Raw genomic sequence first — 24,068 nt, forward strand, 5'->3', positions numbered from 1 at the left:
GGCGTTTCCCGTCGGCCGCGCGCAGCGCGCCTCAGACGTCGCCCTGCGGGTTCAGTTTCTCGCCCGACGAATACAGCTTGTTCAGTGCATTCAGGTAGGCCTTGGCGGACGCGATGACGATGTCGGTGTCGGCGCCGTTGCCGTTCACGATACGGCCGCCGCGCGACAGGCGCACGGTCACCTCGCCCTGGGCATCGGTGCCGGTGGTGATCGCGTTGACCGAGTAGAGCAGCAGTTCGCTGCCGCTCGCCGCGACCGACTCGATCGCCTGGAAGGTGGCGTCCACCGGCCCGCTGCCGCGCGCGCTGGCCTTCCGCTCGGCGCCGCCGACGGTCAGCGTCACCGCCGCCTGCGGCGTCTCGCCGGTCTCCGAGCAGACGCGCGAATAGACCAGCTTGTAGTGCTCGTCCTCGGGCGTCACCGTCTCGTCGGAAACGAGCGCCTGCAGGTCCTCGTCGAAGATCTCGTGCTTCTTGTCGGCGAGTTCCTTGAAGCGGGCGAAGGCGGCATTCAGCGCCTCGTCGCCGGCGAGCTCGATGCCGAGCTCGGCCAACCGGGTCTTGAACGCGTTGCGCCCGGAATGCTTGCCGAGCACCAGCTTGTTCTGCGTCCAGCCGACATCCTCGGCGCGCATGATCTCGTAGGTCTCGCGGTGCTTCAGCACGCCGTCCTGGTGAATGCCCGACTCGTGCGCGAAGGCGTTGGCGCCGACCACCGCCTTGTTCGGCTGCACCGGGTAGCCGGTGATCTGCGAAACGAGCTTCGAGGCCGGGACGATCTGCGTCGTGTCGATGCCGGTCTCGACCGGGAAGATGTCGGCGCGCGTCTTCACCGCCATCACCACCTCCTCGAGCGAGGCATTGCCGGCCCGCTCGCCGAGGCCGTTGATCGTGCACTCGACCTGGCGCGCGCCGACCAGCACCGCGGCCAGCGAGTTGGCGACCGCGAGGCCGAGGTCGTTGTGGCAATGCACCGACCACACCACCTTGTCGGCGCCCGGCACGCGCGCAACCAGCTGCCGGATCGTCTCGGCGAACTGGCCGGGCAGGTTGTAGCCGACGGTGTCCGGCACGTTGATCGTGGTCGCGCCGGCCTTGATCACCGCCTCGAAGATGCGGCACAGGAAATCGAGTTCGGAACGGCCGGCGTCCTCGGCCGAGAATTCGACGTCGTCGGTATATTCGCGCGCCCAGCCGATCGCCTTCACCGCCTGCTCGACGACCTGGTCCGGCGTCATGCGCAGCTTCTTCTCCATGTGGATCGGGCTGGTGGCGATGAAGGTGTGGATGCGGCCCTTGGCTGCCGGCCTGATCGCCTCGCCGGCGCGGCGGATGTCGTTCTCGTTGGCGCGCGCCAGCGAGCAGACGGTGGATTCCTTGATCGTCTCGGCGATCGCGTGGATCGCGTCGAAGTCGCCGGGCGACGCGGCGGCGAAGCCGGCCTCGATCACGTCGACCTTCATCCGCTCCAGCTGGCGGGCGACGCGGATCTTCTCTTCCTTGGTCATCGACGCGCCCGGGCTCTGCTCGCCGTCGCGCAAGGTGGTGTCGAAAATTACCAGACGTTCTTTCATGACTGACTCCAGCTATGGATATCCATCAGCGGCGCCGCTTCCGCGGGGCCGACCAGAAACTGCGCAAATTGGGGGGGAAGGATTTAGCGCGCGAGGCGCAGCAGCGGCCGCGCGAGCAGCAGGACGCGCAGGGAGAGGAAGCCGGAGAGCACGAATTTGGGCATGCGCCGACTATAAACACTGCCCGACGCCGCTGTCAATGCACTCAGGCGCCGTTGCCGACCCGGCGGCGCAGCAGCCGCCAGGCGGCCAGCGCGTAGCCGGACAGCGCATAGACGACGAAGAAGCCGAACAGCGTCACCTCCGGCTTCAGCGCCATCAGCGCGAAGACCAGCGCGATCGCCGCCACCGCCATGAACGGCACGCTCTTCCTGAGGTTGATGTCCTTGAAGCTGTAGTAGCGGACGTTGGTGATCATCGTCACGCCGGCGAACACCGTCGTTGCCGCGGCGAGCAGCGGGAAATCGGCGCCGGCGAAGCCGCTGTCGATCGCCACCCAGATGAAGCCGGCGACCAGGGCCGCCGCCGCCGGGCTGGGCAGCCCCTGGAAGTAGCGCTTGTCCATCACTTCCAGCGTGGTGTTGAAGCGCGCCAGCCGCAGCGCGGCGCCGGCGCAGTAGATGAAGGCGGCGATCCAGCCCAGCCGCCCGAGGTCCTTCAGCGCCCATTCGTACATCACCAGCGACGGGGCGGCGCCGAACGACACCATGTCGGAGAGCGAGTCGTACTCGGCGCCGAAGGCCGACTGCGTGCGCGTCAGCCGCGCCACGCGGCCGTCGAGGCCGTCGAGCACCATGGCGACGAAGATCGCCACCGCCGCCTTCTCGAAACTGCCCTGCATCGCCATGACGATGGCGAAGAAGCCGGAGAACAGCGCCGCCGTGGTGAACAGGTTGGGCAGGATGTAGATGCCCTTGCGGCGCAGTTCCGGGTTGAAGAGGGCCTTGCGGGGAAGCTTTGGATCCGCCATAAGTCGTCTGGTCGGGCGCCCAGCGGCGCCGGTTCGGCAAAAGAGTGGCGAAAGGATACCTTTTCGCGGGGCTGAAAGAAACTCGCCCGGCACGGGTCCGGGCGAGTTCGTCAGAAACAGCGGGCGACGGAGATCAGTTCTTCGACTGGTCGACCAGCTTGTTCTTCTTGATCCACGGCATCATGTCGCGCAGCTTCTCGCCGACCTGCTCGATCGGGTGGGCAGCAGTCAGACGGCGACGCGCGGTCATCGACGGATAGTTGGTACGGCCTTCCTGGATGAACATCTTGGCGTATTCGCCGGTCTGGATGCGCTTCAGCGCGTTGCGCATCGCATAGCGCGATTCCTCGTTGATGACTTCCGGACCGGTCACGTACTCGCCGTACTCGGCGTTGTTCGAGATCGAGTAGTTCATGTTGGCGATGCCGCCCTCGTACATCAGGTCGACGATCAGCTTCAGCTCGTGCAGGCACTCGAAGTAGGCCATCTCGGGCGCGTAGCCGGCTTCGACCAGGGTCTCGAAGCCCATCTTCACCAGCTCGACGGCGCCGCCGCAGAGCACGGCCTGCTCGCCGAAGAGGTCGGTCTCGGTCTCTTCGCGGAAGTTGGTCTCGATGACGCCGCCCTTGGTGCCGCCGTTGGCCGCGGCGTACGACAGCGCAATGTCCTTGGCCTTCTTCGACACGTCCTGATGCACGGCGATCAGCGACGGCACGCCGCCGCCCTTCAGGTACTCGGAGCGCACGGTGTGGCCCGGGCCCTTCGGCGCGACCATGATCACGTCGAGGTCGGCACGCGGCACGACCTGGTTGTAGTGCACGTTGAAGCCGTGCGCGAAGGCCAGCGCGGCGCCCTTCTTGATGTTCGGCTCAACGTCGTTGTAGTAGACGGCCGGGATGTTCTCGTCCGGCAGCAGGATCATGACGACGTCGGCGCCCTTGACCGCCTTGGCCACTTCCTCGACCTTGAGGCCGGCCTTCTCGGCCTTCGACCACGAGGCACCGCCCTTGCGCAGGCCGACCGTGACCTTGACGCCGGAGTCCTTCAGGTTCTGGGCATGAGCGTGGCCCTGCGAGCCGTAGCCAACGATGGTGACCTTCTTGCCCTTGATCAGCGAGAGGTCGGCGTCCTTGTCGTAATAGACTTTCATGGGAGTCCTTTCTGTGGGTCAAACTTTGAGGATGCGGTCGCCGCGGCCGATGCCGCTGACGCCGGTACGAACGGTTTCGAGGATCAGGCCGGTGTCGATGGCGCTGATGAACGAGTCGAGCTTGCTGCTGGAGCCGGTCAGCTCGATCACGTAGGTCGAGTCGGTGACGTCGATGATGCGGCCGCGGAAGATGTCGGCCATGCGCTTCATCTCCTCGCGGTCCTTGCCGGTGGCGCGGACCTTGATCAGCATCAGCTCGCGCTCGATGTGCGCGGCCTCCGACAGGTCGACGACCTTGACCACATCGACCAGCTTGTTCAGCTGCTTGGTGATCTGCTCCAGCACCTCGTCGGAGCCGGTGGTGACGATCGTCATCCGCGACAGCGAGGCGTCCTCGGTCGGCGCCACGGTCAGCGTCTCGATGTTGTAGCCGCGGGCGGAAAAGAGGCCGGAGACGCGCGACAGGGCGCCGGCTTCGTTCTCGATCAGGATGGAAATGATGTGACGCATTTTTCTTTTTCCCCGCTTAGAGATCTTCGGCCAGGATCATGTCGGTCAGGCCCTTGCCGGCCGCCACCATCGGGAAGACGTTGGCTTCGCGGTTGGTCATGAAGTCCATGAAGACGAGGTCGTTCTTGTGTTCGGTGAAGGCCTTCTTCAGCGCCGGCTCGACGTCCTCGGGACGCTCGATGCGCATGCCGACGTGGCCGTAGGACTCCGCCAGCTTGACGAAGTCCGGCAGCGAATCCATGTACGACTCGGAATAGCGGCTGCCGTAGAACATCTCCTGCCACTGGCGGACCATGCCCAGGTAGCGGTTGTTGAGGTTGATGATCTTGATCGGCAGGCGGAACTGCTTGGCCGTCGACAGCTCCTGGATGCACATCTGGATCGACGCCTCGCCGGTGACACAGGCGACCGTCGCGCCGGGGTTGGCGAAGGCGGCGCCCATCGCGTACGGCAGGCCGACGCCCATCGTGCCGAGGCCGCCGGAGTTGAGCCAGCGGCGCGGCTTGTCGAACGGGTAGTACTGCGCCGCCCACATCTGGTGCTGGCCGACATCCGACGTGACGATGGCGTCGCCCCTGGTCACTTCGTAGAGCTTCTGCACCACGTACTGCGGCATGATCAGCTCGCCGTTCTGCTTGTAGCCGAGGCAGTTCTTGCCGCGCCATTCCTCGATGCGCGCCCACCAGTCGGCGGTCTGCGCGGCGTTCGGCCTGCTGCCCTCGATCAGCTTGAGCATCTCGTCGAGCACGTCAGGGACGTTGCCGACGATCGGCACGTCGACCTTGACGCGCTTCGAGATCGACGACGGGTCGATGTCGATGTGGATGATCTTGCGCGGCTCCTCGGCGAAGTTCGCCGGGTTGCCGATGACGCGGTCGTCGAAGCGGGCGCCGACGGCGAGCACGACGTCGGCGTAGTGCATCGCCATGTTCGCCTCGACCGTGCCGTGCATGCCGAGCATGCCGAGGTTCTGCCGGTCGGTAGCCGGGAAGGCGCCGAGGCCCATCAGCGTGTTGGTGACCGGGTAGCCGAGATGGTGCGCCAGCCGCGTCAGCTTCTCCGACGCATCGGAGAGGATCGCCCCGCCGCCGACGTAGATGATCGGACGCTTGGCCTCGGCGAGCAGCTGCACTGCCTTCTTGATCTGGCCGAGATGGCCCTTCACCACCGGGTTGTACGAGCGCATCTGCACCGTCTGCGGGTACTCGAACTCGCACTGCTGGGCGGTCACGTCCTTCGGGATGTCGACCACCACCGGGCCGGGACGGCCGGTCTTGGCGATGTGGAAGGCCTTCTTCATCGTGTCGGCGAGATCGCGCACGTCCTTCACCAGGAAGTTGTGCTTCACGCACGGCCGCGTGATGCCGACCATGTCGACTTCCTGGAAAGCATCCAGCCCGATCGCCGGCGTCGGCACCTGGCCGGAGATGACGACGATGGGCACCGAGTCCATGTAGGCGGTGGCGATGCCGGTGACGGCGTTGGTCGCCCCCGGGCCGGAGGTCACCAGCGCGACGCCGACCTTCTGCGAAGAGCGGGAATAGCCGTCGGCGGCATGCACGGCGGCCTGCTCGTGGCGGACCAGGATGTGCTTGATCTGGTCCTGCTTGAACAGCTCGTCATAAATGTGCAGCACAGCCCCGCCGGGATAGCCGAACATGTATTCGACCTTTTCTTCCTGCAGGCACCTGATTAAAATCTCCGCACCGGTCATCTTCATCTGGTTCCGCCTTACAAACCTGGTTCTCGAAAAACGTGTAACCTTATCGGTTAGGCCCCGTTTGGTCAAGGAAAAGGGCCGCATCCCGGGCCGCTAGCCCCCTGATTTCCTGAAGGAACCCTCTCTGGCAACACAACGGGAACTGTCGGACTTCCTCGCCTCGGTCGAGCGCCGCGCCTTTCGCCAGGCAACCTACGCGATCCGCGACGAGGAAGGGGCGCTGGACATCGTCCAGGATTCGATGATGAAGCTCGCCGAGAAGTACGGCGACCGGCCGGCGGAGGAGTTCCCGATGCTCTTCCAGCGCATCCTGCAGAACGGCATCCGCGACCATCACCGGCGGCACAAGGTACGCTCGCTGTGGACCACGCTGTTTTCGGCGCTGTCGCCGAAGGACGAGGAGGATTTCGACCTGCTCGAATCGCTGGCGGTCGAAAACACGTCGAAGCTGGCCGGCACGCCGGACGGCCGCCTGGAACAGGCGCAGGTGCTGGCGCTGATCGAGAGCGAGATCCGCAAGCTGCCGCCGCGTCAACGCGAAGCCTTCCTGATGCGTTACTGGGAGGAAATGGACGTCGCCGAAACCGCACTCGCCATGGGCTGCTCGGAAGGCAGCGTGAAGACACACTGCTCGCGCGCAACGCACGCGCTGGCAACGGCCCTGAAAGCCAAGGGGGTAAGTTTATGAACGAACTTCATTTCGCCTTTCGGCTCCGGCAGCACCTCAACCGAGGACTGCAGGAGATCGACGGCGACAAGGCCGAGCGCTTGCGGCGCACCCGCGAGCGCGCGCTGGCCGTGCAGAAGCAGCCGTCGCCCCACCCCGTACTGGCGGGAGCCGGTCATTTTCTCCGTTTCCACAGCGAAAACCTGCGGCCGCGACACCTGATCGCCGCGCTGCTGCTGGCGCTGGCCTGCGCCCTCGCGCTGCAGTGGCACATCGAGGCGCAGATCGCCGAAATGAGCGACCTGGACAGCGCGCTGCTGGCTGACGACCTGCCGGTCGAGGCACTGATCGACGAAGACTTCGACTCATGGCTAAAGAGCTCGCAGGAGCGCTGATCCTCGCGCTGATCCTCGCGCTGGGCCTCGGCGCGCCCGCGTGGGCAGCACCGCCCAGCCCGGCAGTGGTGGTGACGCCGCCGCAGCCGGCGTGGAACGGGCTCAGCAAGGAACAGCAGGCGGTACTGGCGCCGCTGGCCGGCGAATGGGACCGCATGGAGAACTATCGCCGCAAGAAGTGGCTCGGCATCGCGCAGCGCTACCGGACGATGGCACCGGAGGAACAGCAGCGCCTGCAGCAGAAGATGCACGAGTGGGCCCGGCTGACGCCGGAGCAGCGCCTAGCCGCGCGCGAGAAGTACAAGGGACTCAACCAGCTGCCCCCGGAAGAACGGGCGGCCAGAAAGCAGAAGTGGCAGGAATACAGCCAGCTGCCCGCGGACGAGCGCCGCCGCCCGCGCCCCGCCGACACATCGACGGCGCCCCCCGCTCCCGCCGCACCGCCCCTACCCGCCACCGAGCAACGCTGATGACCGAAAGCGCAACCCTTTCCACGCCCGGCATCGTCCGGCGCCTTGCCGCGATGCTGTACGAACTGCTGCTCGTCAGCGCGGTACTCGCCGTCGCACTGGTGCTGCCGCACATGCTGCTCGGCGCCTTTGCCAAGGTGCAGGCCTCGCACCTGGCGGTGAAGATCCACTTCTTCGTGGTGCTGCTCGTCTATTTCACCTGGTTCTGGCTGCACGGCGGGCAGACGCTGGCGATGAAGACCTGGAAGATTCGCGTCGTCGACGTCGGCGGCGGCCGCCTGCGGCCGGCGCAGGCGGTCCTGCGCTACCTGGCCGCCTGGGTCAGCCTGGGTCTGGGCGGCATCGGCATCGTCTGGGCGCTGTTCGACCGCGACGGCCAGTTCCTGCACGACCGCATCGCCGATACGCGGCTGGTCGCCGCCTGAGTAATGCGCTTCGCGCATTTCGAGAAAGCCCCCTTCGGGCGCGCCTGAGCGGCGACTTCGAGCTGCGGCAGACGCAAGCGCCTGCTAGCGGCGCTCCACCCACCACAGCATGCCGGCGGCGGCGGCCATGAAGATCAGCGACGGCGCCGCGGCGCTGGTGAACGCCGGCCAGCTGTTGATCGCGCCGAGGTTGGAGAAGAGGCCGTTCAGCATGTGGAAGAAGATACCGATCATCACCCCGGCGAAGATCTTCAGGCTGACGCCGGCGACCCGGTTGTGCGTGTAGCCGAACGGCAGCGCCAGTGCGATCATCACCAGCACCGCGAGCGGATAGACCAGCTTCTTCCACAGCGCGATCTCGTAGCGCTGCGTCTTCTGCTTGTTGTCGCGCAGGTGCTTCAGGTAGGACGTCAGGTGCAGCAGCGACATGCTCTCCGGCCGCACCAGCAGCACCGACAGGATGTCCGGATTGAGCGCCGACTTCCAGAGCATTTCCGGCTGCGTACTGACCCGCCCCTTGCTGCCGTCGAGTTCGGTGCGGACGACGTTCCGCAGCCGCCAGCTGGCCGGCGGCACGTATTCGCCTTCGCCGGCCTCGCTCACCGACACCAGCTGCGCCTTGGCATCGAATTCGTAGATGCGGACGCTGCGCAGCTGCGCGTCGGGCGTCACCGCCCGCACGTTGACGAAGGTCATGTCGTCCTTGACCCAGAGGCCGGTACGGAACTCCGCCGCGACCAGCTTGCCGACCGCGGACAGGCGCAGCTGCTTGGCGGCGCGCTCGGCCGGCGGCACCACGGCTTCGCCGACCAGCAGCGTGACCGCGCCGAACACCGCCGCCACCTGCAGCAAGGTCCCGAGCAGGCGGCCGGTCGACAGGCCGGAGGCGCGCAGGACGGTGATCTCGGAGTGGCGGGCCAGCGTCGACAGCGCATAGAGCGCGCCGATCAGCACCGCGATCGGCATCAGCTCGTAGACCCGCCCCGGCAGCTTCAGCGCGAGGAAGGCCAAGGCGTGGTGCAGCTGGTAGCCGCCCTTGCCGACGTCGCGCATCTCGCCAATCAGGTCGAAGAAGCTGAACAGCGCGAGGAACGCGACCAGCACGAGCAGGACCGCGGCGGAGACTTCCCGGGCCAGGTAGCGCTTGAAGAGCTTCATCGCTGCAACCGCAGGAAGGAGAAGACGAGGATGCGCCGCGCGAAAAGCAGCGGCAGCGCGAGCACCATGACCAGATGCACCGAGACCAGGCCGAGTGCGAACGAAATCTTGCCCTGCGCGACCCAGGCCTGGGTCAGCGACAGCAGGTTGCTGTAGATCGTATAGACCAGCAGCGCCAGGATCAGGTTGGCCGAACGGCCAGCGCGCGGATTGACGAAGGACAGCGGAATCGCCAGCAGCGCGAGCACGACCGCCGACACCGGCACGTTGATCCGCCACAGCAGTTCGGCGCGGGCGCGCCGGTCGTCCGACCGCATCAGCTCACCGGTCGTCTCGGCGGCGATCGTGCGCTCGATGCCGCGCGCTTCCCGGGTCTCGACGCGCAAGGCGTAGCGGTCGAACTCCATGATGCGGAATTCCGGCGTGCCCGGCGCCACCTCGTAGCGGCGCCCCTTCTCCAGCACCATGAAGCGGTCACCGTTCTCGGCCGTCTCCTGGTAGCCCTTGCTGGCCATCGTCACGCCGAGCTTGCCGTTCTGCACCGAGCTGATGAAGACGTTCTTGACGAAGCTCTCATCCTCGCCGAGGGTCTCGACGAAGACGACGCGGTCGGTCGACGACGCCTCCTTGAAGCTGCCCGGCGCCACCTGCGACGCGTCGCTGCGCACCGTCATCTTCTGCTTGAAGTCGGCGCTCATCTCGTTCGCCCACGGCGACAGCAGCAGCGTCAGCAACGCGATGGCGAGCACCAGTGGCGCCGCGAACACCAGCACCGGCCGCACCCAGGCGGTCAGCGACATCCCCGAGGAGAACCAGACGACCATTTCCGAATCCCGGTAGCTGCGCGACAAAGACAGCAAAACGGCGACGAACAGCGTCAGCGAGAGCAAATAGGCCGAATAGTTCAAGGCAGCGAAGCCGAGCAGGGCCGCCACCGCCTCCGATGCGACCTTGCCGGCCGCCGCGTCGCCGAGCAGCCGGATGCCCTGGATGGCGACCATGATCGCGAACAGCGCGACGAAGACGCCGGCGGCGGATTGGGCGAACTCGCGCCGGACGGCGCGCTGGAAGACCATGCTTTGACTTATGAGAAAAGCTGCGGTGATAATCAGGTTTCAGTGCAAAACCTGCATTCAGGAGTGTCGAGTGGAATTTAGCATAAAAAGCGGCAGCCCGGAAAAACAGCGCAGCGCCTGCGTCGTCGTCGGCGTCTTCGAACCCCGCAAACTGACCCTTCCCGGCGAATTGCTCGACAACGCTTCGCGCAATTATCTTTCCGACATCATTCGCCGCGGCGACATGGAAGGGAAGCTCGGCTCCACGCTGCTGCTGCACAACGTGCCGGGCACGCTGTGCGACCGCGTGCTGCTGGTCGGCCTGGGCAAGGAAAAGGAATTCCGCGAGAAGGAATACTGCCAGGCGATCCGCGTCGCCGCGAAGACGCTGAACGAAACCGGCTCCTTCGACGGCACCGTCTTCCTCACCGAGATTCCGGTCAGGAAGCGCAGCGTCGGCTGGCGCGTCCGCCAGGCGGCGCTGGTCGCACAGGAGACGACCTACCGCTTCGACCAGTTCAAGAGCAAGAAGGACGACGTCCGCCGCCCGCTCCGGAAGCTGACCTTCGCCGTCGAACGCCGCAATGAGCTGGCGCCGGCCGAGGAGGCACTGGCGCAGGGCCTGGCGCTGGCCGAGGGCATGGCGCTGGCGAAGAACCTCGGCAACCTGCCGGGCAACGTGTGCACGCCGACCCACCTCGCCGAAACCGCGCAGCAGCTGGCGCAGGAGCACGGCCTCGACTGCCAGGTGCTGGAACGCGCCGACATGGAAGCGCTGGGCATGGGCTCGCTGCTCTCGGTGGCCAGGGGCTCGCACCAGCCGCCGAAACTGATCGTGCTGCAGCACAAGGGCGGCAAGCCAGGCGACAAGCCGGTGGTGCTGGTCGGCAAGGGCATCACCTTCGACTCCGGCGGCATCTCGCTGAAGCCGGGCGAAGGCATGGACGAAATGAAGTTCGACATGTGCGGCGCGGCGAGCGTGCTCGGCACGATCAAGGCCGCAGCGCTGATGAAACTTCCGCTGAACCTGACCGTCGTCGTGCCGACCGCCGAGAACATGCCCGGCGGCGGCGCCAGCAAGCCGGGCGACATCGTCACCTCGATGTCCGGGCAGACGATCGAGATCCTCAACACCGATGCCGAGGGCCGGCTGATCCTGTGCGACGCGCTGACCTACGTCGAGCGCTTCGATCCGGAAACCGTCGTCGACGTGGCGACGCTGACCGGCGCCTGCGTGATCGCGCTCGGCCACGTCGCCAGCGGCGTCTTCGCCAACAAGGACGGCCTCGCGCGCGACCTGCTCGACGCCGGAGAGGAAGCCAACGACCGCGCCTGGCACCTGCCACTGTGGGACGACTACCAGGAGCAGCTGAAGAGCAACTTCGCCGACATGGCCAATATCGGCGGCCGCCCCGCCGGCTCGGTCACCGCCGCCTGTTTCCTGTCGCGCTTCACCAAGAAGTACGACTGGGCGCACCTCGACATCGCCGGCACCGCCTGGAAATCGGGCGGCGACAAGGGCGCCACCGGCCGCCCGGTGCCGCTGCTGACGCACTTCCTGCTCGCCCGCGCCGGAAAGCTCAATTGACGCAGATCTTCTTCTACCACGGCGCCGCCGACCGCATCGCAGCGGCCGCCGGCCTGATCGCCAAGGCCTGGGCGCAGCGCAAGCCACTCGTCGTCTACGCCCCCGACCCGGCCGTCGCCGGTGCGCTCGACCGAGCGCTGTGGACGCGCAACCCGCTCGACTTCGTGCCACACGTGAACGCCGGCTCGCCGCTCGCCGGCGAGACGCCGGTGATCATCGCCGACCGCCTCGACGAGCTGCCGCAGGATGAGCGGCTGATGAACCTCTCCGGCGAGGTGCCGCCCGGCTTCTCGCGTTTCACCAGCGTCATCGAGGTGGTCAGCGAGGAGCCCGAGGTTCGCCAGCCGGCGCGCGAACGCTTCAAGTTCTACAAGGACCGCGGCTACGAGGTCCAGGCCCTCGACCTAGCGGGCAAGGCCTGATGGGCAAGGAGGACCTCGTCTCGCGCGCGGATTCGCTGATGCGGCGGCGGCGTAGCTTCGTCGCCGGCCCGACGTCGCCGGCAGCGCCCGACGTGCCGCCCGACACCGCGACGGCGGCGGCCGAAGCGGACGAGGACATCCCGGTCCTGACCGAGGAAGTGCTGCCGGAAACGCCGGTCGGCGTTGCGCCGCGCGACCGCTTCGACGAAACGCTGGCCGCGCGGCTGGCCTCCGAGTTCGCGCACACGCTCGAGCGGCGGCTGGCCGCGGAACTGCCCAGCCTGGTCGAAGCCAGCCTGGCCGTGCTCGAAGCCGACCTGCGGCGCGGCATCCTCGACACCGCCGACGGCGCGATCAAGGACTTCCTCGCCCGCCGCGAGCAGCTGCGGCTGCCGCTCGACGACCCCGACGACCAGGCCGGCCGCGACGCCTGAAAGCCGGCCGGTGGCCGCCGTCGATCCGGTATAATCGCCGGTTTTCCAAGCATTCCCTCCTTTTTCCTATGGAACTGGCCAAGAGTTTTGAGCCGGCGGACATCGAGCGCCGCTGGTACCCGCAATGGGAAGAGAACGGCTACTTCAAGGCCGGCCTCGACACCGCCAACACGAACGCCTTCTGCATCCTGCTGCCGCCGCCGAACGTCACCGGCACGCTGCACATGGGCCACGGTTTCAACCAGGCGATCATGGACGCGCTCACCCGGCACTACCGGATGCTCGGCCACAACACGCTGTGGCAGCCGGGCACCGACCACGCCGGCATCGCCACGCAGATCGTCGTCGAGCGCCAGCTCGACGCGCAGGGCATTTCGCGCCACGACCTCGGCCGCGAGAAGTTCCTGGAAAAGGTCTGGGAGTGGAAGGAATACTCGGGCAACACGATCACCAAGCAGATGCGCCGGCTGGGCACCTCGCCGGACTGGGAGCGCGAGCGCTTCACGATGGACGCCGGCCTCTCGAAAATCGTCACCGAGACCTTCGTCCGCCTCTACAACGAAGGCCTGATCTACCGCGGCAAACGCCTCGTCAACTGGGACCCGAAGCTGCACACCGCCGTCTCCGACCTGGAAGTGGTCAGCGAGGAGGAAGACGGATTCCTGTGGCACATCCGCTACCCGCTCGCCGATGGCTCGGGCAGCTTGACGGTCGCCACCACGCGTCCGGAAACGATGCTCGGCGACACCGCGGTGATGGTGCACCCCGAGGACGAGCGCTACAGGCACCTGATCGGCAAGACGGTGAAGCTGCCGCTCTGTGACCGCGAGATCCCGATCATCGCCGACAGCTACGTCGACCTCGAGTTCGGCACCGGCTGCGTCAAGGTCACGCCGGCGCACGACTTCAACGACTACGCGGTCGGCCAGCGCCATAACCTGCCGATCATCGCTATCCTGACGCTGGACGCGAAGATCAACGACAACGCGCCGGCGAAGTACCGCGGCCTGGACCGCTTCGACGCCAGGAAGGCCGTCGTCGCCGACCTCGAAGCGCTCGGCGTGCTGGAGAAGACCGACAAGCACAAGCTCAAGGTGCCGCGCGGCGACCGCACCGGCGTCGTCATCGAGCCGATGCTGACCGACCAGTGGTTCGTCGCCATGTCGAAGCCCGGCGCCGACGGCAAGAGCATCACCGAGAAGGCGCTCGACTGCGTCGCCTCGGGCGAGATCAAGTTCGTCCCGGAGAACTGGGTCAACACCTACAACCAGTGGCTGAACAACATCCAGGACTGGTGCATCTCGCGCCAGCTGTGGTGGGGCCACCAGATCCCGGCCTGGTACGGCGTCAATGGCGAGGTCTTCGTCGCGCACGACGAAGCCGAAGCCCGCGCGCAGGCCGACAAGGCCGGCTACGCCGGCGCGCTGACCCGCGACCCGGACGTGCTCGACACCTGGTATTCGTCGGCGCTGTGGCCGTTCTCGACGCTCGACTGGACGCCGGAGTGGCCGCAGAAGTCGAACCCGGCGCTCGACCTCTACCTGCCGTCGACGGTGCTGGTCACCGGCTTCGACATCATCTTCTTCTGGGTCGCGCGCATGGTCATGATGACCAAGCACATCACCGGCAAGATCCCGTTCAAGCACGTCTACGTGCACGGCCTGATCCGCGACGCGGAAGGCCAGAAGATGAGCAAGTCCAAGGGCAACGTCCTCGACCCGATCGACCTGATCGACGGCATCGGCGTCGAGGAGCTGGTGAAGAAGCGCACCACCGGCCTGATGAACCCGAAGCAGGCCGAGCAGATCGAGAAGCGGACGCGCAAGGAGTTCCCGAACGGCATCCCGGCCTTCGGCACCGACGCGCTGCGCTTCACCTTCCTGTCGCTGGCCAGCCCCGGCCGCGACATCAAGTTCGACCTCGGCCGCTGCGAGGGCTACCGCAACTTCTGCAACAAGCTGTGGAACGCGACCCGCTTCGTGCTGATGAACGTCGAAGGCCAGGACCTCGCGCTGTCGCACGAACAGGGCGCCGGCGGCGCCTGCAAGGTGCCCGAGGGCGGCGAGGCCAGGCTCGACTTCGGCTTCGCCGACCGCTGGATCGTCAGCCGCCTGCAGCGCACCGAAGCCGAGGTCGCCAAGCACTTCGCCGACTACCGCTTCGACCTGCTCGCGCGCGAGATCTACGAATTCGTCTGGGACGAGTTCTGCGACTGGTACCTCGAACTGGCCAAGGTGCGCATGCAATCCGGCAGCCCGGCCGAGGCGCGCGGCACGCGGCGGACGCTGGTGCGCGTGCTGGAGACCGTGCTGCGCCTCGCCCACCCGCTGATCCCGTTCATCACCGAGGAACTGTGGCAGGTCGTCGCGCCGATCGCCGGCCGCAAGTCGCACGACTCGATCATGCAGGCGCCCTACCCGGTCGCCCAGCCGGAGCGCATCGACGAAGCGAGCGAAGCCAGGGTCAAGCTCTTGAAGGACCTGATCTACGCCTGCCGCAACCTGCGCGGCGAGATGGGCATCTCGCCGGCGCAGAAGCTGCCGCTGATCGCCGCCGGCGACGCCGCGACGCTGACGGCCTACGCGCCGTACATCGCCGGCCTGGCCAAGCTCTCCGAGGTGCAGATCGTCGCCGACATCCCGGCCGACGAGGCGGCGCCGGTCGCCGTCGTCGGCGACTTCCGGCTGATGCTGAAGGTCGAGATCGACGTCGCTGCCGAGCGCGAGCGCCTGACCAAGGAGATCGCCCGCCTCGAAGGCGAGATCGCCAAGGCCCATGCCAAGCTCGCCAACGAAAGCTTCGTCGCCCGCGCGCCGGCCGCCGTCGTCGAGCAGGAGAAGAGGCGGGTGGCCGATTTCGGCGACACGCTGGCCAAACTGAAACCGCAGCTGGCGAAACTCGCCGGCAAATAAGGAAGCCCGATGTCCCAAGACAACAAGCCCTTCGTCGCCCGCCTGTTCCCGGCGCTGATGCTGTTCTGCCTGCTCACCGGCGCCTGGTCCTACGCGATCATCCAGGCCTGGCCGTGGGACAAGGACACGACCTGGAAGCCGGGCGTGCGCCTGCCGGTGATCTGCGCCAACGGCGAGGTCTGCTCGAAGCAGTATGCCGACATCGCCAAGGCGGTCGAGGACAAGCAGGTCATCGCGCTGCTGCCGAAGGAGCCGAACGGCGAGCTCAACGACGGCGAAGTCTGGCTGCGCTGGACGACCGTTTCCGGCAAGGACTGGGAGATGGAGGCGGCGATGTCCTCGTGGTACTTCGAGACCGCCGTCCGCTACTCGCTCAAGGACGGCAAGCTGGTCGCCGTCCAGTACCGCCACTACGACGCCAAGCTGTTCTTCTACGCGATGGGCGCCGCGCTGTTCACGCTCGCCGGCATCTACCTGCGCAGGTTGCGGCAGTAAGCCGCGGCAGCGGGCGCCGCCTACGCCCGCAGTTCCACCCGCACCAGTCCGCGCAGCGCGTTACCGAGGCAGAGCTCGGCGGCGCCGCGCAGGTCCGCCTCGAACAGCACGGCCTCCACGGCCTCCCCGCTGTCCAGCAACTGCCGGCGCAACACCCCCGGCAACAGGCCGCAGGCCAGCGGCGGCGTCAGCAGCGGCCCGCCGCGCGCGCGCCGCACGAAGACGTTGCTGCGCGCGCCCTCGCAAACCTCCCCCCGCTCGTTCAGGAAGATCGCGTCGAACAGCGACGGATCGGCGCCGACGCGCGCCAGCTCCCGGTCGAAGAGATCGCGCACGGTCGTCTTGTGGCGCAGCCAGCCGTTGCGCGAATCGAGGCGCAGCGGCGAGAGCGTGGCTGCCATCGTCGCCGGGGTCGCCGCCAGCGGCGCCGAGCCGAGGTCGAAATCGCCGCCGCGACCGAGCGTCAGGCGCACGCGGAAGACGCCGGCCGGCTGCCGCGCCGCCAGCGCACGCAGCGCGCCGGCAACGGCCTCGCGGTCGCAGGCGAAGGCGAGCGTCGCCGCCGACGCCTGCAGGCGATCGAGATGCAGCGCCAGCCGCGGGTAGGCGCCGTCCTCCAGCCGCAAGGTCTCGATCAGCCGGAAGCCGGGGTCGGCACGGGTGACGAAACTGGCTTTCAGCAGGCACTCGGCGTACTCGGCGGCAGGCTCGGAATCCCAGACGATGCCGCTGCCGACGCCGTAGCGCAGGCTGCCGTCGGCGGCGACCTGCAGCGTGCGGATGACGACGCTGAAGCGGAAGTCGCCGCCGGCGCCGACCCAGCCGAGCGCGCCGGTATAGGGCCCGCGCGGCGTCGCCTCCAGTTCGCGGATGATCTGCATCGCGCGCACCTTCGGCGCACCGGTGATCGAGCCGCAGGGGAACAGCGCGGCGAGCACCGCCGCCAGGTCGGCGTCGCAGTCGGCGGCGACGGCCGAGGTCATCTGGTGCACGCTGGGATAGGTCTCGACCGCGCACAGCGCCTCGACGCGCACACTGCCCGGCCGGGCGACGCGACCGAGGTCGTTGCGGATCAGGTCGACGATCATCACGTTCTCCGCCCGGTCCTTGGCCGACGCCGCCAGCGCCGCGCGCGCCGCGGCATCGGCTGCCGGATCGGCGCCGCGCGCGGCGGTCCCCTTCATCGGCCGCGAACGGATGACGCCGCCGGTGCGCTCGACGAACAGCTCCGGCGAGAACGACAGCAGGCAGGCTTCCGGCGTCATCAGCAGGCCGCCGTGCGCGACCGGCTGCGCTGCACGCAGGCGGGCGTAAAGCGCCAGCGGATCGCCGAGGCAAGTGCCGGCAAAGGGAAAGGTCAGGTTGACCTGGTAGCAGTCGCCGGCGGCGATGTAGTCGCGGATGCGGCCGACGGCACGCGCATGCGCGGCGGCGTCGAGCTGCGCGGCGAAACCGGCGACGGTTGCCGGCGGCAGCGGCGCGCCGGCCTGCCGGGCGAGCCAGGCAGCGACCTCGCCGGCGCTCAGCGCGCGGCGCTCGGCGAACAGCCAGCAATGGCCGAGCGTCCCCGTCGGCGCCGGACCGGCCGCCGGCTCGCAGGCGTAGCCAAGCTCGTAGTCGAGCGCGGCGACGGCATGCAGGCCCGCCGCCGTCGCCCGCTCGATCTCGGCGCAGACGGCGCGCAGCGTGCCGGCGGAAACAACCAGCGTTCGTTGCAGCCCGGAAAAGAGGAAGGAACCGCCGCCCGGCGCGTCGAGCAGGGCGAAGGGAGCTGGCATGGGCGGGACGGAAAAGGCGGAGCGGCGGCCGGGACGGCCGCGATGGCCTATTTGCGCTTCAGCACGTATTCGTAGACGTTCTCGGCCTCGCCGCTCGACACCAGCTCGTTGCCGGTCTGCCGGGCGAAGGCCTGGAAATCCTTGACCGAACCGGGGTCGGTGGCGAGCACGCGCAGCAGCTGCCCGGACTGCATTTCGGCGAGCGCCTTCTTCGTGCGCAGGATGGGCAGCGGGCAGTTGAGGCCCTTGACGTCGAGTTCGCGGTCGTACTGCATGGCGGAATCCGGAGTGGGTTCGAAGGAGTGAGGCGGGGGCGTATTGTACCCCCTGCCCGCTATTTCTTCTGCTTGGCCTCTTCCGCCTGCTGCTTCTTCAGCTCGCGCAGGCGGGCGTCGACCACCGACTGCTCGTAGAAATTGCCGTCGCCGGCGCGCTGCGCGAACTGCAACTGCTCGATCGCCTGCAGCAGCCGCCCCTGCAGCACGTACATCTCGGCCAGCGCGCGGTGCTGCTGCAGCTTGCGCCCCTGCACGGCGTGCGTCTTCGCCTGCAGGCCGTAAAGCTTGGAATCGCTGGTGTAGGACTGCAGCTGCTCGTCGAGGAAGGACTCCAGGCGGTCGTACTGGCGCAGCGAGAAAAGCGCGTCGGCGTAGCCGTAGGCGAGCGCGCGCGACAGCGGAAAGCGCAGCAGCGCGTCGCGGAAGATCGCCGCCGCGGCATTGAGGTCGCCGGCGCCGGCGCGGATCTCGCCGGCGAGGTTCTCGATCATCGCCGAACCGCCGCCCTTCTGCCGCCGCAACGCCTCGACCTCGCGCTCGGCCGCCGCGTAGTGCTTCGCGCGCAGCTGGGCGAAGGCCAGCCCATAGCGGGTGGCGGTCTCGGAGGCGAACTTGCGGTCGCGCAGCAGGCTCTCGAAGTCGGCGATCGCCTCCTTCGGCGTTCCCTGCTGCGCCCGCAGCTTGGCGCGCACCAGCTGGTAGTCGAGGCTGTCGCGGACCTGCCGGTACGGCGCCTGCTGCAGCCGGTTCTGCATGTCGCTGATGCGCTCGACGGTGATCGGGTGCGAGCGCATGTAGACCGGGGCGTTGTTCTCGTAGACGCGCGTCGAGCGCTGCAGGCGCTCGAAGAAATCCGACATCCCGCGCGGGTCGAAACCGGCCTTCTGCAGGATCTCGTAGCCGACGCGGTCGGCCTCGCGCTCGAAATCGCGGGAGAAGGCCAGCTGCGACTGGACGAAGGCGGCCTCGCTGCCGGCGATCGCGGCGCCGGCCGCCTGCGAGTTCGAACGCATCGCGAGCAGCGCCACCGCCATCGCGATCATGCCCAGCACCGACTGCTGCTTCTGGCTGGAAATCTGCCGCGCCAGGTGGTGCTGCGTGACGTGCGAGACTTCGTGCGCGATCACGCCGGCGAGCTCCGACTCGCTCTGCGAGGTGAGGATGGTGCCGGTGTTCACGCCGATGTAGCCGCCGAACATCGCGAAGGCGTTGACCTGGCTGTCGCGGATGGCGAAGAAATGGAAGTCGCCCCCGGGCTCGGCGCTGGCCGCCACCAGACGCTGGCCGAGCCGACCGAGGTATTCGTTCACCTCCGGGTCGTCGACGTAGGTCGGCTCGTGCAGCCGGATGTCGTTCATGATGCTTTCGCCGATCTTGCGTTCGAGCTGCGGCGGCAGGTCGGCGCGCGCCGACTCGCCGAGGTCGGGCAGACTGTCGGCGTACGCCAGCGGCGGGGAGAGCACCAGGGAGACGCACAGCACCGCGCTCAGCACCTGGCGTGGCAAGGTGCGGCGGGGGAAAGGGCCAAATGGCAGCCGTCGATTCATGGTGCTATGATAGCGCACCCGCAGCGCCCGTCCGCAGCGCTTTCCACCCATTACCATCCCGCGCATGACCGCCCATCCGCTTACCCATTTCGACGCCGAAGGACAGGCGCACATGGTCGATGTCGCGGCCAAGGCCGAGACCCACCGCGTCGCGCGCGCCGCCGGCAGCATCTTCATGCAGCCGGAGACGCTGGCGCTGATCGCCGGCGGCTCGGCGAAGAAGGGCGACGTCCTCGGCATCGCGCGCATCGCCGCGATCCAGGCATCGAAGCGCACCGCCGAGCTGATCCCGCTGTGCCATCCGGTGGCGCTGACCCGCGTCGCCGCCGAGTTCGCCGTCGACCGCGAGCACGGCGCGGTGCACATCGAGGTCACCGCCGAATGCACCGGCCGCACCGGCGTCGAGATGGAGGCGCTGACCGCTGCCGGCGTCGGCCTGCTGACCATCTACGACATGATGAAGGCGGTCGATCGCGGCATGCGCATCGAGGGCATCCGCCTGCTCGAGAAGAAGGGCGGCAAGTCGGGCCACTGGCACGCCGAACAGGATTGACCCGATGACGGACCGTACCGTGACCGAGGATTCCGCTCGCCGGCACTTCCTGCGTGCCGGCGGCGCCAGCCTGGCGACGATGGCGCTGGTGGCGGCCGGCCTGCTGCGACCGGCACGCGTGCTCGCCGCCGAATGGCAGAAGAGCGCCTTCACCGCCAACACCTTCGCCGGCGCGCTGAAGGCCTACGGCGCGACCCAGTCGACGGAAAGCCGCGACATCGTGTTCACCGCCCCGGACATCGCCGAGAACGGCGCCCAGGTCGTCGTCGAGATCGCCAGCAACCTGCCGGGCAGCCAGTCGATCGCCGTCTTCGCCGAGAAGAACCCGCTGCCGCTGGCGGCGACGCTGCACTTCGCCAACGGCGCGCTGCCGCAGGTGCGCCTCCCGCTCAAGCTGGCGGAAACGATGCGCGTGCGGGCGGTGGTGAAGACCGCCGACGGCAAGCTCTGGCACGCGCAGCGCGACATCCGCGTCACCCTCGGCGGCTGCGCCGGCTAGCACGGAACGGAAACCATGAGCGAACCGATCAAGATCCGCGCGACGCTGCAGGGCGAGATCACCGACATCCGCATCCTGCTGCAGCATCCGATGGAAACCGGTCAGCGCAAGGACCCGGCGACCGGCAAGCTGGTCCCGGCGCACTTCATCCAGACCTTCCTCGTCTCCGCCAACGGCAAGCCACTGGTCGAGGGCCAGACCAACACCGCCGTCTCGCGCAACCCGATGCTGGCGTTCAAGGCGCGGGGCCTGAAGGTCGGCGACAAGCTGCTCGTCAGCTGGGTCGACAGCAAGGGCGAGCAGCGCAGCGACGAAGGCGTCGTCGGCGCCGCCTGAATCCCGCGGCGGGCAAAAAAAACCCGCCTCACGGCGGGCTCTGCAAGCGTCCTGAGAGACTCAGGCGCGCTGGATGTTCGAGGCTTGCTTGCCCTTCGGACCCTGGGTCACGTCGAAGGAAACCTTCTCGCCTTCCTTGAGGGTCTTGAAGCCGTTCATCGTGATCGCGGAGAAGTGAGCGAACAGATCCTCGCTGCCGTCATCCGGAGTGATGAAACCGAAACCCTTGGCGTCGTTGAACCACTTGACCGTACCAGTTGCCATATTGCGACTTCCTTGAAAAAAGACTGAAACCGGGTTTGTGCCCGACTACCTGTTTGTGTTCGACGTCGGACTGCCCGGCGATCTCTGCTGGAGAATGCGCACGACTGCAACCACTTGGAACCAAACTGCGGCTTTTTTACTCGACTCATTCCGATGCGTCAAGCATTTTCGATGCTGCGACACAACAGCTGCGGCCGCGCAAATCTCACGGCACGACGCTATTGCACATTCAGGCCGAGCAATTAGAATCAAACCATGGCGACAAGGCATCAAGGAGACGGGCTTCTCGAGGCGCAACGGACGCAGGCGAAACTGCCCCCGCTCTACAAGGTACTGCTGCTGAACGACGACTTCACGCCGATGGATTTCGTGATCACCGTGCTGCAGAGGTTTTTTGGCATGGACCGAGAACAAGCGACGCGAATCATGCTCAAAGTCCACAACGAGGGTCGCGGCCTGGCCGGGGTTTACCCCCGCGACATCGCCGCCACCAAGGTTGAACAGGTTGCGGCCTTTGCCCGCGAGCACCAGCACCCGCTGGCTTGCGTCATGGAGGAAAATTAAATGATCGCGCAGGAACTGGAAGTCAGCTTGCACATGGCCTTCGTCGAGGCCCGGCAGAAGCGGCACGAATTCATCACCGTCGAACATCTGCTGCTGGCGCTGCTGGACAACCCGTCGGCGGCGGAAGCCCTGCGCGCGTGCGGCGCCAGCATCGAGGTGCTGCGCCGCGACCTGAACAAGTTCATCGCCGAGCACACGCCGACGGTGGCCGGCGAGGACGAGATCGACACGCAGCCGACGCTCGGCTTCCAGCGCGTGATCCAGCGCGCGATCCTGCACGTGCAGTCCTCCGGCAAGAAGGAAGTGAACGGCGCCAACGTGCTGGTCGCGATCTTCGGCGAGAAGGATTCGCACGCCGTCTACTACCTGCAGAAGCAGGGCGTGACGCGGCTCGACGTGGTCAACTTCATCTCGCACGGGATCAGCAAGGTGCCGCAGCAAAAGGCGCCGGCCGAAGCCGACGCGGAGACCGAAGGCGAGCAGCAGGCGAACGCCGGGCCGCTCGAGAACTTCACGCTCAACCTCAACGCGCTGGCACTGGCCGGCAAGATCGACCCGCTGATCGGCCGCGACAAGGAGCTCGAGCGAGTGATCCAGACGCTGTGCCGGCGGCGCAAGAACAACCCGCTGCTGGTCGGCGAGGCCGGCGTCGGCAAGACCGCGATCGCCGAAGGCTTGGCGCGCCGCATCGTCGAGGGCGAGGTGCCGGAGATCCTCGCGCACGCCAACGTCTACGCGCTCGACATGGGCGCACTGCTGGCCGGCACCAAGTACCGCGGCGACTTCGAGCAGCGCCTGAAGAGCGTGCTCAAGCAGCTGCAGGACAACCCGAACGCGATCCTCTTCATCGACGAAATCCACACGCTGATCGGCGCCGGCGCCGCCTCGGGCGGCACCCTCGACGCCTCCAACCTGCTGAAGCCGGCGCTGTCGTCGGGCACGCTGAAGTGCATCGGCGCGACCACCTACAACGAGTACCGCGGCATCTTCGAGAAGGACCACGCGCTGTCCCGCCGCTTCCAGAAGATCGACGTCTCCGAGCCGTCGGTGGCCGAGACCGTCGAGATCCTGAAGGGCCTGAAGCCGCGCTTCGAGGCGCACCACGGGATCAAGTACTCGGCCTCGGCGCTGACCTCGGCGGTCGAGCTGTCGGTCCGCTTCATCAGCGACCGCCACCTGCCGGACAAGGCGATCGACGTGATCGACGAGGCCGGCGCGGCGCAGCGCATCCTGCCGAAGTCGAAGCAGAAGAAGACGATCGGCAAGCAGGACATAGAGGAGATCGTCGCCAAGATCGCGCGCATCCCGTCGACGCACGTCACCACTGACGACCGCAGCAGCCTGAAGAACCTCGACCGCGACCTGAAGGCGGTGGTCTTCGGCCAGGACGCGGCGATCGACGCGCTGGCCAAGGCGATCAAGATGGCGCGTTCCGGCCTCGGCAACCCGGGCAAGCCGATCGGCGCCTTCCTCTTCTCCGGCCCGACCGGCGTCGGCAAGACCGAGGTCGCCAAGCAGCTCGCCTACTGCATGGGCATCGAGCTCCTGCGCTTCGACATGTCCGAGTACATGGAGCGCCACGCGGTATCGCGGCTGATCGGCGCGCCACCGGGCTACGTCGGCTACGACCAGGGCGGCCAGCTGACCGAGGCGGTGACCAAGAAGCCGTACTGCGTGCTGCTCTTGGACGAGATCGAGAAGGCGCATCCGGACATCTACAACATCCTGCTGCAGGTGATGGACCACGGCACGCTGACCGACAACAACGGGCGCAAGGCCGACTTCCGCAACGTGGTGATCATCATGACCACCAACGCCGGCCAGGAAGCGATCCAGAAAACGACGATGGGCTTCACCACCGAGAAGAAGGCCGGCGACGAGATGGTCGAGATCAAGCGCCTGTTCACGCCGGAGTTCCGCAACCGGCTGGACGCCGTCGTCTCCTTCAAGGCCCTCGACCACGAGGTGATCCTGCGTGTCGTCGACAAGTTCCTGATGGAGCTCGAGATGCAGCTGCACGAGAAGAAGGTCGACGCGATCTTCACCGACGCGCTGAAGGAACACCTGGCGAAGAAGGGCTTCGACCCGCTGATGGGCGCGCGGCCGATGGCGCGGCTGATCCAGGACACGATCCGCGCCGCGCTCGCCGACGAGCTGCTGTTCGGCAAGCTCGCCAGCGGCGGCAAGGTCACCGTCGACCTCGGCGCGGACGACAAGGTGAAGCTGCTCTTCGAGGAGGAAGCGGCCGAAGTCGTCTGACCCGGCTTGCACCCGAACCGACAGCCATGCCAAAGTGCATGGCTGT

25 protein-coding genes are annotated in these 24,068 nt (G+C 67.2%); 14 read left to right on the top strand and 11 right to left on the bottom strand.

All coding sequences use genetic code 11. The features are described from left to right. Positions 1 to 31 precede the first annotated feature (31 nt). The 5 genes from IWH25_RS17210 to ilvB form a co-directional block, all read right to left on the bottom strand. The gene (locus IWH25_RS17210) at positions 32 to 1,573 is read right to left on the bottom strand and encodes a 2-isopropylmalate synthase (RefSeq protein ID WP_203386980.1); all 1,542 of its coding nucleotides are present in this window, start codon (positions 1,571 to 1,573) and stop codon (positions 32 to 34) included. A gap of 205 nt (positions 1,574 to 1,778) precedes the next feature. After that, positions 1,779 to 2,543, bottom strand: a complete 765-nt coding sequence (pssA, locus tag IWH25_RS17215) for a CDP-diacylglycerol--serine O-phosphatidyltransferase (RefSeq protein WP_203386981.1) — start codon at positions 2,541 to 2,543, stop codon at positions 1,779 to 1,781. A gap of 133 nt (positions 2,544 to 2,676) precedes the next feature. Continuing rightward, the gene (ilvC, locus tag IWH25_RS17220; protein WP_203386982.1) at positions 2,677 to 3,693 is read right to left on the bottom strand and encodes a ketol-acid reductoisomerase; all 1,017 of its coding nucleotides are present in this window, start codon (positions 3,691 to 3,693) and stop codon (positions 2,677 to 2,679) included. Between the two features lie 18 nt (positions 3,694 to 3,711). Continuing rightward, complete coding sequence (gene ilvN, locus IWH25_RS17225) at positions 3,712 to 4,203, bottom strand: acetolactate synthase small subunit (RefSeq protein WP_203386983.1); 492 nt, start codon at positions 4,201 to 4,203, stop codon at positions 3,712 to 3,714. A gap of 16 nt (positions 4,204 to 4,219) precedes the next feature. After that, positions 4,220 to 5,923 carry a biosynthetic-type acetolactate synthase large subunit gene (ilvB, locus tag IWH25_RS17230; RefSeq protein WP_203386984.1) on the bottom strand — a complete coding sequence of 568 codons (1,704 nt, stop codon included), beginning with the start codon at positions 5,921 to 5,923 and terminating at the stop codon, positions 4,220 to 4,222. A gap of 142 nt (positions 5,924 to 6,065) precedes the next feature. On the opposite strand from ilvB, the gene IWH25_RS17235 reads away from it, so the two are divergent. From IWH25_RS17235 to IWH25_RS17250, 4 genes are read left to right on the top strand one after another with little or no spacing between them, the layout of a single operon-like run. Next, positions 6,066 to 6,611 (top strand): RNA polymerase sigma factor, encoded by a 546-nt coding sequence (locus IWH25_RS17235; RefSeq protein WP_238999089.1) that lies wholly within the window; start codon positions 6,066 to 6,068, stop codon positions 6,609 to 6,611. Further along, on the top strand, positions 6,608 to 6,985 hold the full coding sequence (locus tag IWH25_RS17240) for a DUF3619 family protein (protein WP_203386985.1): 378 nt from the start codon (positions 6,608 to 6,610) through the stop codon (positions 6,983 to 6,985). The genes IWH25_RS17235 and IWH25_RS17240 overlap by 4 nt, the downstream gene beginning before the upstream one ends. After that, the gene (locus IWH25_RS17245; RefSeq protein ID WP_203386986.1) at positions 6,958 to 7,455 is read left to right on the top strand and encodes a DUF3106 domain-containing protein; all 498 of its coding nucleotides are present in this window, start codon (positions 6,958 to 6,960) and stop codon (positions 7,453 to 7,455) included. The genes IWH25_RS17240 and IWH25_RS17245 overlap by 28 nt, the downstream gene beginning before the upstream one ends. Further along, positions 7,455 to 7,880: an RDD family protein gene (locus IWH25_RS17250; RefSeq protein ID WP_203386987.1), complete on the top strand. Its 426-nt coding sequence runs from the start codon at positions 7,455 to 7,457 to the stop codon at positions 7,878 to 7,880. The genes IWH25_RS17245 and IWH25_RS17250 overlap by 1 nt, the downstream gene beginning before the upstream one ends. 84 nt (positions 7,881 to 7,964) lie before the next feature. On the opposite strand, the gene lptG is transcribed toward IWH25_RS17250, so the two are convergent. Both lptG and lptF read right to left on the bottom strand, forming a co-directional pair. Further along, positions 7,965 to 9,038 carry an LPS export ABC transporter permease LptG gene (gene lptG / locus IWH25_RS17255; RefSeq protein ID WP_203386988.1) on the bottom strand — a complete coding sequence of 358 codons (1,074 nt, stop codon included), beginning with the start codon at positions 9,036 to 9,038 and terminating at the stop codon, positions 7,965 to 7,967. Further along, entirely contained in the window at positions 9,035 to 10,114 is a 1,080-nt protein-coding gene (lptF, locus tag IWH25_RS17260) for an LPS export ABC transporter permease LptF (protein WP_203386989.1), read from the bottom strand. The genes lptG and lptF overlap by 4 nt, the downstream gene beginning before the upstream one ends. A 70-nt stretch (positions 10,115 to 10,184) precedes the next feature. Between lptF and IWH25_RS17265 the strand changes: the two genes are divergently transcribed. The 5 genes from IWH25_RS17265 to IWH25_RS17285 all read left to right on the top strand — a co-directional run bounded on the left by IWH25_RS17265 (position 10,185) and on the right by IWH25_RS17285 (position 15,944). Next, positions 10,185 to 11,681 (top strand): leucyl aminopeptidase, encoded by a 1,497-nt coding sequence (locus IWH25_RS17265; protein WP_203386990.1) that lies wholly within the window; start codon positions 10,185 to 10,187, stop codon positions 11,679 to 11,681. Further along, positions 11,678 to 12,103: a DNA polymerase III subunit chi gene (locus IWH25_RS17270; protein ID WP_203386991.1), complete on the top strand. Its 426-nt coding sequence runs from the start codon at positions 11,678 to 11,680 to the stop codon at positions 12,101 to 12,103. Before IWH25_RS17265 ends, IWH25_RS17270 begins: the two co-directional genes overlap by 4 nt. Next, the gene (locus IWH25_RS17275) at positions 12,103 to 12,537 is read left to right on the top strand and encodes a hypothetical protein (protein ID WP_203386992.1); all 435 of its coding nucleotides are present in this window, start codon (positions 12,103 to 12,105) and stop codon (positions 12,535 to 12,537) included. Before IWH25_RS17270 ends, IWH25_RS17275 begins: the two co-directional genes overlap by 1 nt. A gap of 68 nt (positions 12,538 to 12,605) precedes the next feature. Continuing rightward, positions 12,606 to 15,449 carry a valine--tRNA ligase gene (locus IWH25_RS17280; protein WP_203386993.1) on the top strand — a complete coding sequence of 948 codons (2,844 nt, stop codon included), beginning with the start codon at positions 12,606 to 12,608 and terminating at the stop codon, positions 15,447 to 15,449. Between the two features lie 9 nt (positions 15,450 to 15,458). Further along, a complete protein-coding gene (locus tag IWH25_RS17285; RefSeq protein ID WP_203386994.1) occupies positions 15,459 to 15,944 on the top strand; it encodes a hypothetical protein in 486 nt (161 codons plus the stop codon). Positions 15,945 to 15,964: 20 nt separating this feature from the next. Here IWH25_RS17285 and pabB read toward each other — a convergent pair whose 3' ends face one another. The 3 genes from pabB to IWH25_RS17300 are packed head-to-tail and all read right to left on the bottom strand — an operon-like array spanning position 15,965 to position 19,481. After that, positions 15,965 to 17,722, bottom strand: coding sequence for an aminodeoxychorismate synthase component I (pabB, locus tag IWH25_RS17290; protein WP_203386995.1), 1,758 nt, complete (start codon positions 17,720 to 17,722; stop codon positions 15,965 to 15,967). Positions 17,723 to 17,769: 47 nt separating this feature from the next. Further along, positions 17,770 to 17,997 (bottom strand): sulfurtransferase TusA family protein, encoded by a 228-nt coding sequence (locus IWH25_RS17295; RefSeq protein ID WP_203386996.1) that lies wholly within the window; start codon positions 17,995 to 17,997, stop codon positions 17,770 to 17,772. A 59-nt stretch (positions 17,998 to 18,056) separates the two neighbouring features. Next, on the bottom strand, positions 18,057 to 19,481 hold the full coding sequence (locus IWH25_RS17300) for a beta-barrel assembly-enhancing protease (RefSeq protein WP_238998947.1): 1,425 nt from the start codon (positions 19,479 to 19,481) through the stop codon (positions 18,057 to 18,059). Between the two features lie 130 nt (positions 19,482 to 19,611). Between IWH25_RS17300 and moaC the strand changes: the two genes are divergently transcribed. From moaC to soxZ, 3 genes are read left to right on the top strand one after another with little or no spacing between them, the layout of a single operon-like run. Continuing rightward, positions 19,612 to 20,100 carry a cyclic pyranopterin monophosphate synthase MoaC gene (gene moaC, locus IWH25_RS17305; protein ID WP_203386998.1) on the top strand — a complete coding sequence of 163 codons (489 nt, stop codon included), beginning with the start codon at positions 19,612 to 19,614 and terminating at the stop codon, positions 20,098 to 20,100. A gap of 4 nt (positions 20,101 to 20,104) precedes the next feature. Next, positions 20,105 to 20,599 (top strand): thiosulfate oxidation carrier protein SoxY, encoded by a 495-nt coding sequence (gene soxY / locus IWH25_RS17310; protein ID WP_203386999.1) that lies wholly within the window; start codon positions 20,105 to 20,107, stop codon positions 20,597 to 20,599. Between the two features lie 15 nt (positions 20,600 to 20,614). Beyond that, positions 20,615 to 20,935: a thiosulfate oxidation carrier complex protein SoxZ gene (gene soxZ / locus IWH25_RS17315; protein WP_203387000.1), complete on the top strand. Its 321-nt coding sequence runs from the start codon at positions 20,615 to 20,617 to the stop codon at positions 20,933 to 20,935. A gap of 60 nt (positions 20,936 to 20,995) precedes the next feature. Here soxZ and IWH25_RS17320 read toward each other — a convergent pair whose 3' ends face one another. Further along, positions 20,996 to 21,199, bottom strand: coding sequence for a cold-shock protein (locus IWH25_RS17320; RefSeq protein WP_203387001.1), 204 nt, complete (start codon positions 21,197 to 21,199; stop codon positions 20,996 to 20,998). A 255-nt stretch (positions 21,200 to 21,454) separates the two neighbouring features. Here IWH25_RS17320 and clpS point away from each other — a divergent pair, with 255 nt between their 5' ends. Then, positions 21,455 to 21,763, top strand: coding sequence for an ATP-dependent Clp protease adapter ClpS (gene clpS, locus IWH25_RS17325; RefSeq protein WP_203387002.1), 309 nt, complete (start codon positions 21,455 to 21,457; stop codon positions 21,761 to 21,763). Continuing rightward, positions 21,764 to 24,022, top strand: a complete 2,259-nt coding sequence (clpA, locus tag IWH25_RS17330; RefSeq protein WP_203387003.1) for an ATP-dependent Clp protease ATP-binding subunit ClpA — start codon at positions 21,764 to 21,766, stop codon at positions 24,020 to 24,022. It begins immediately after the preceding gene. The last annotated feature ends 46 nt before the right edge of the window (positions 24,023 to 24,068 follow it).

The organism is Azospira restricta, assembly GCF_016858125.1.
In the GTDB taxonomy this organism is placed as follows: Bacteria; Pseudomonadota; Gammaproteobacteria; order Burkholderiales; family Rhodocyclaceae; genus Proximibacter; species Proximibacter restrictus.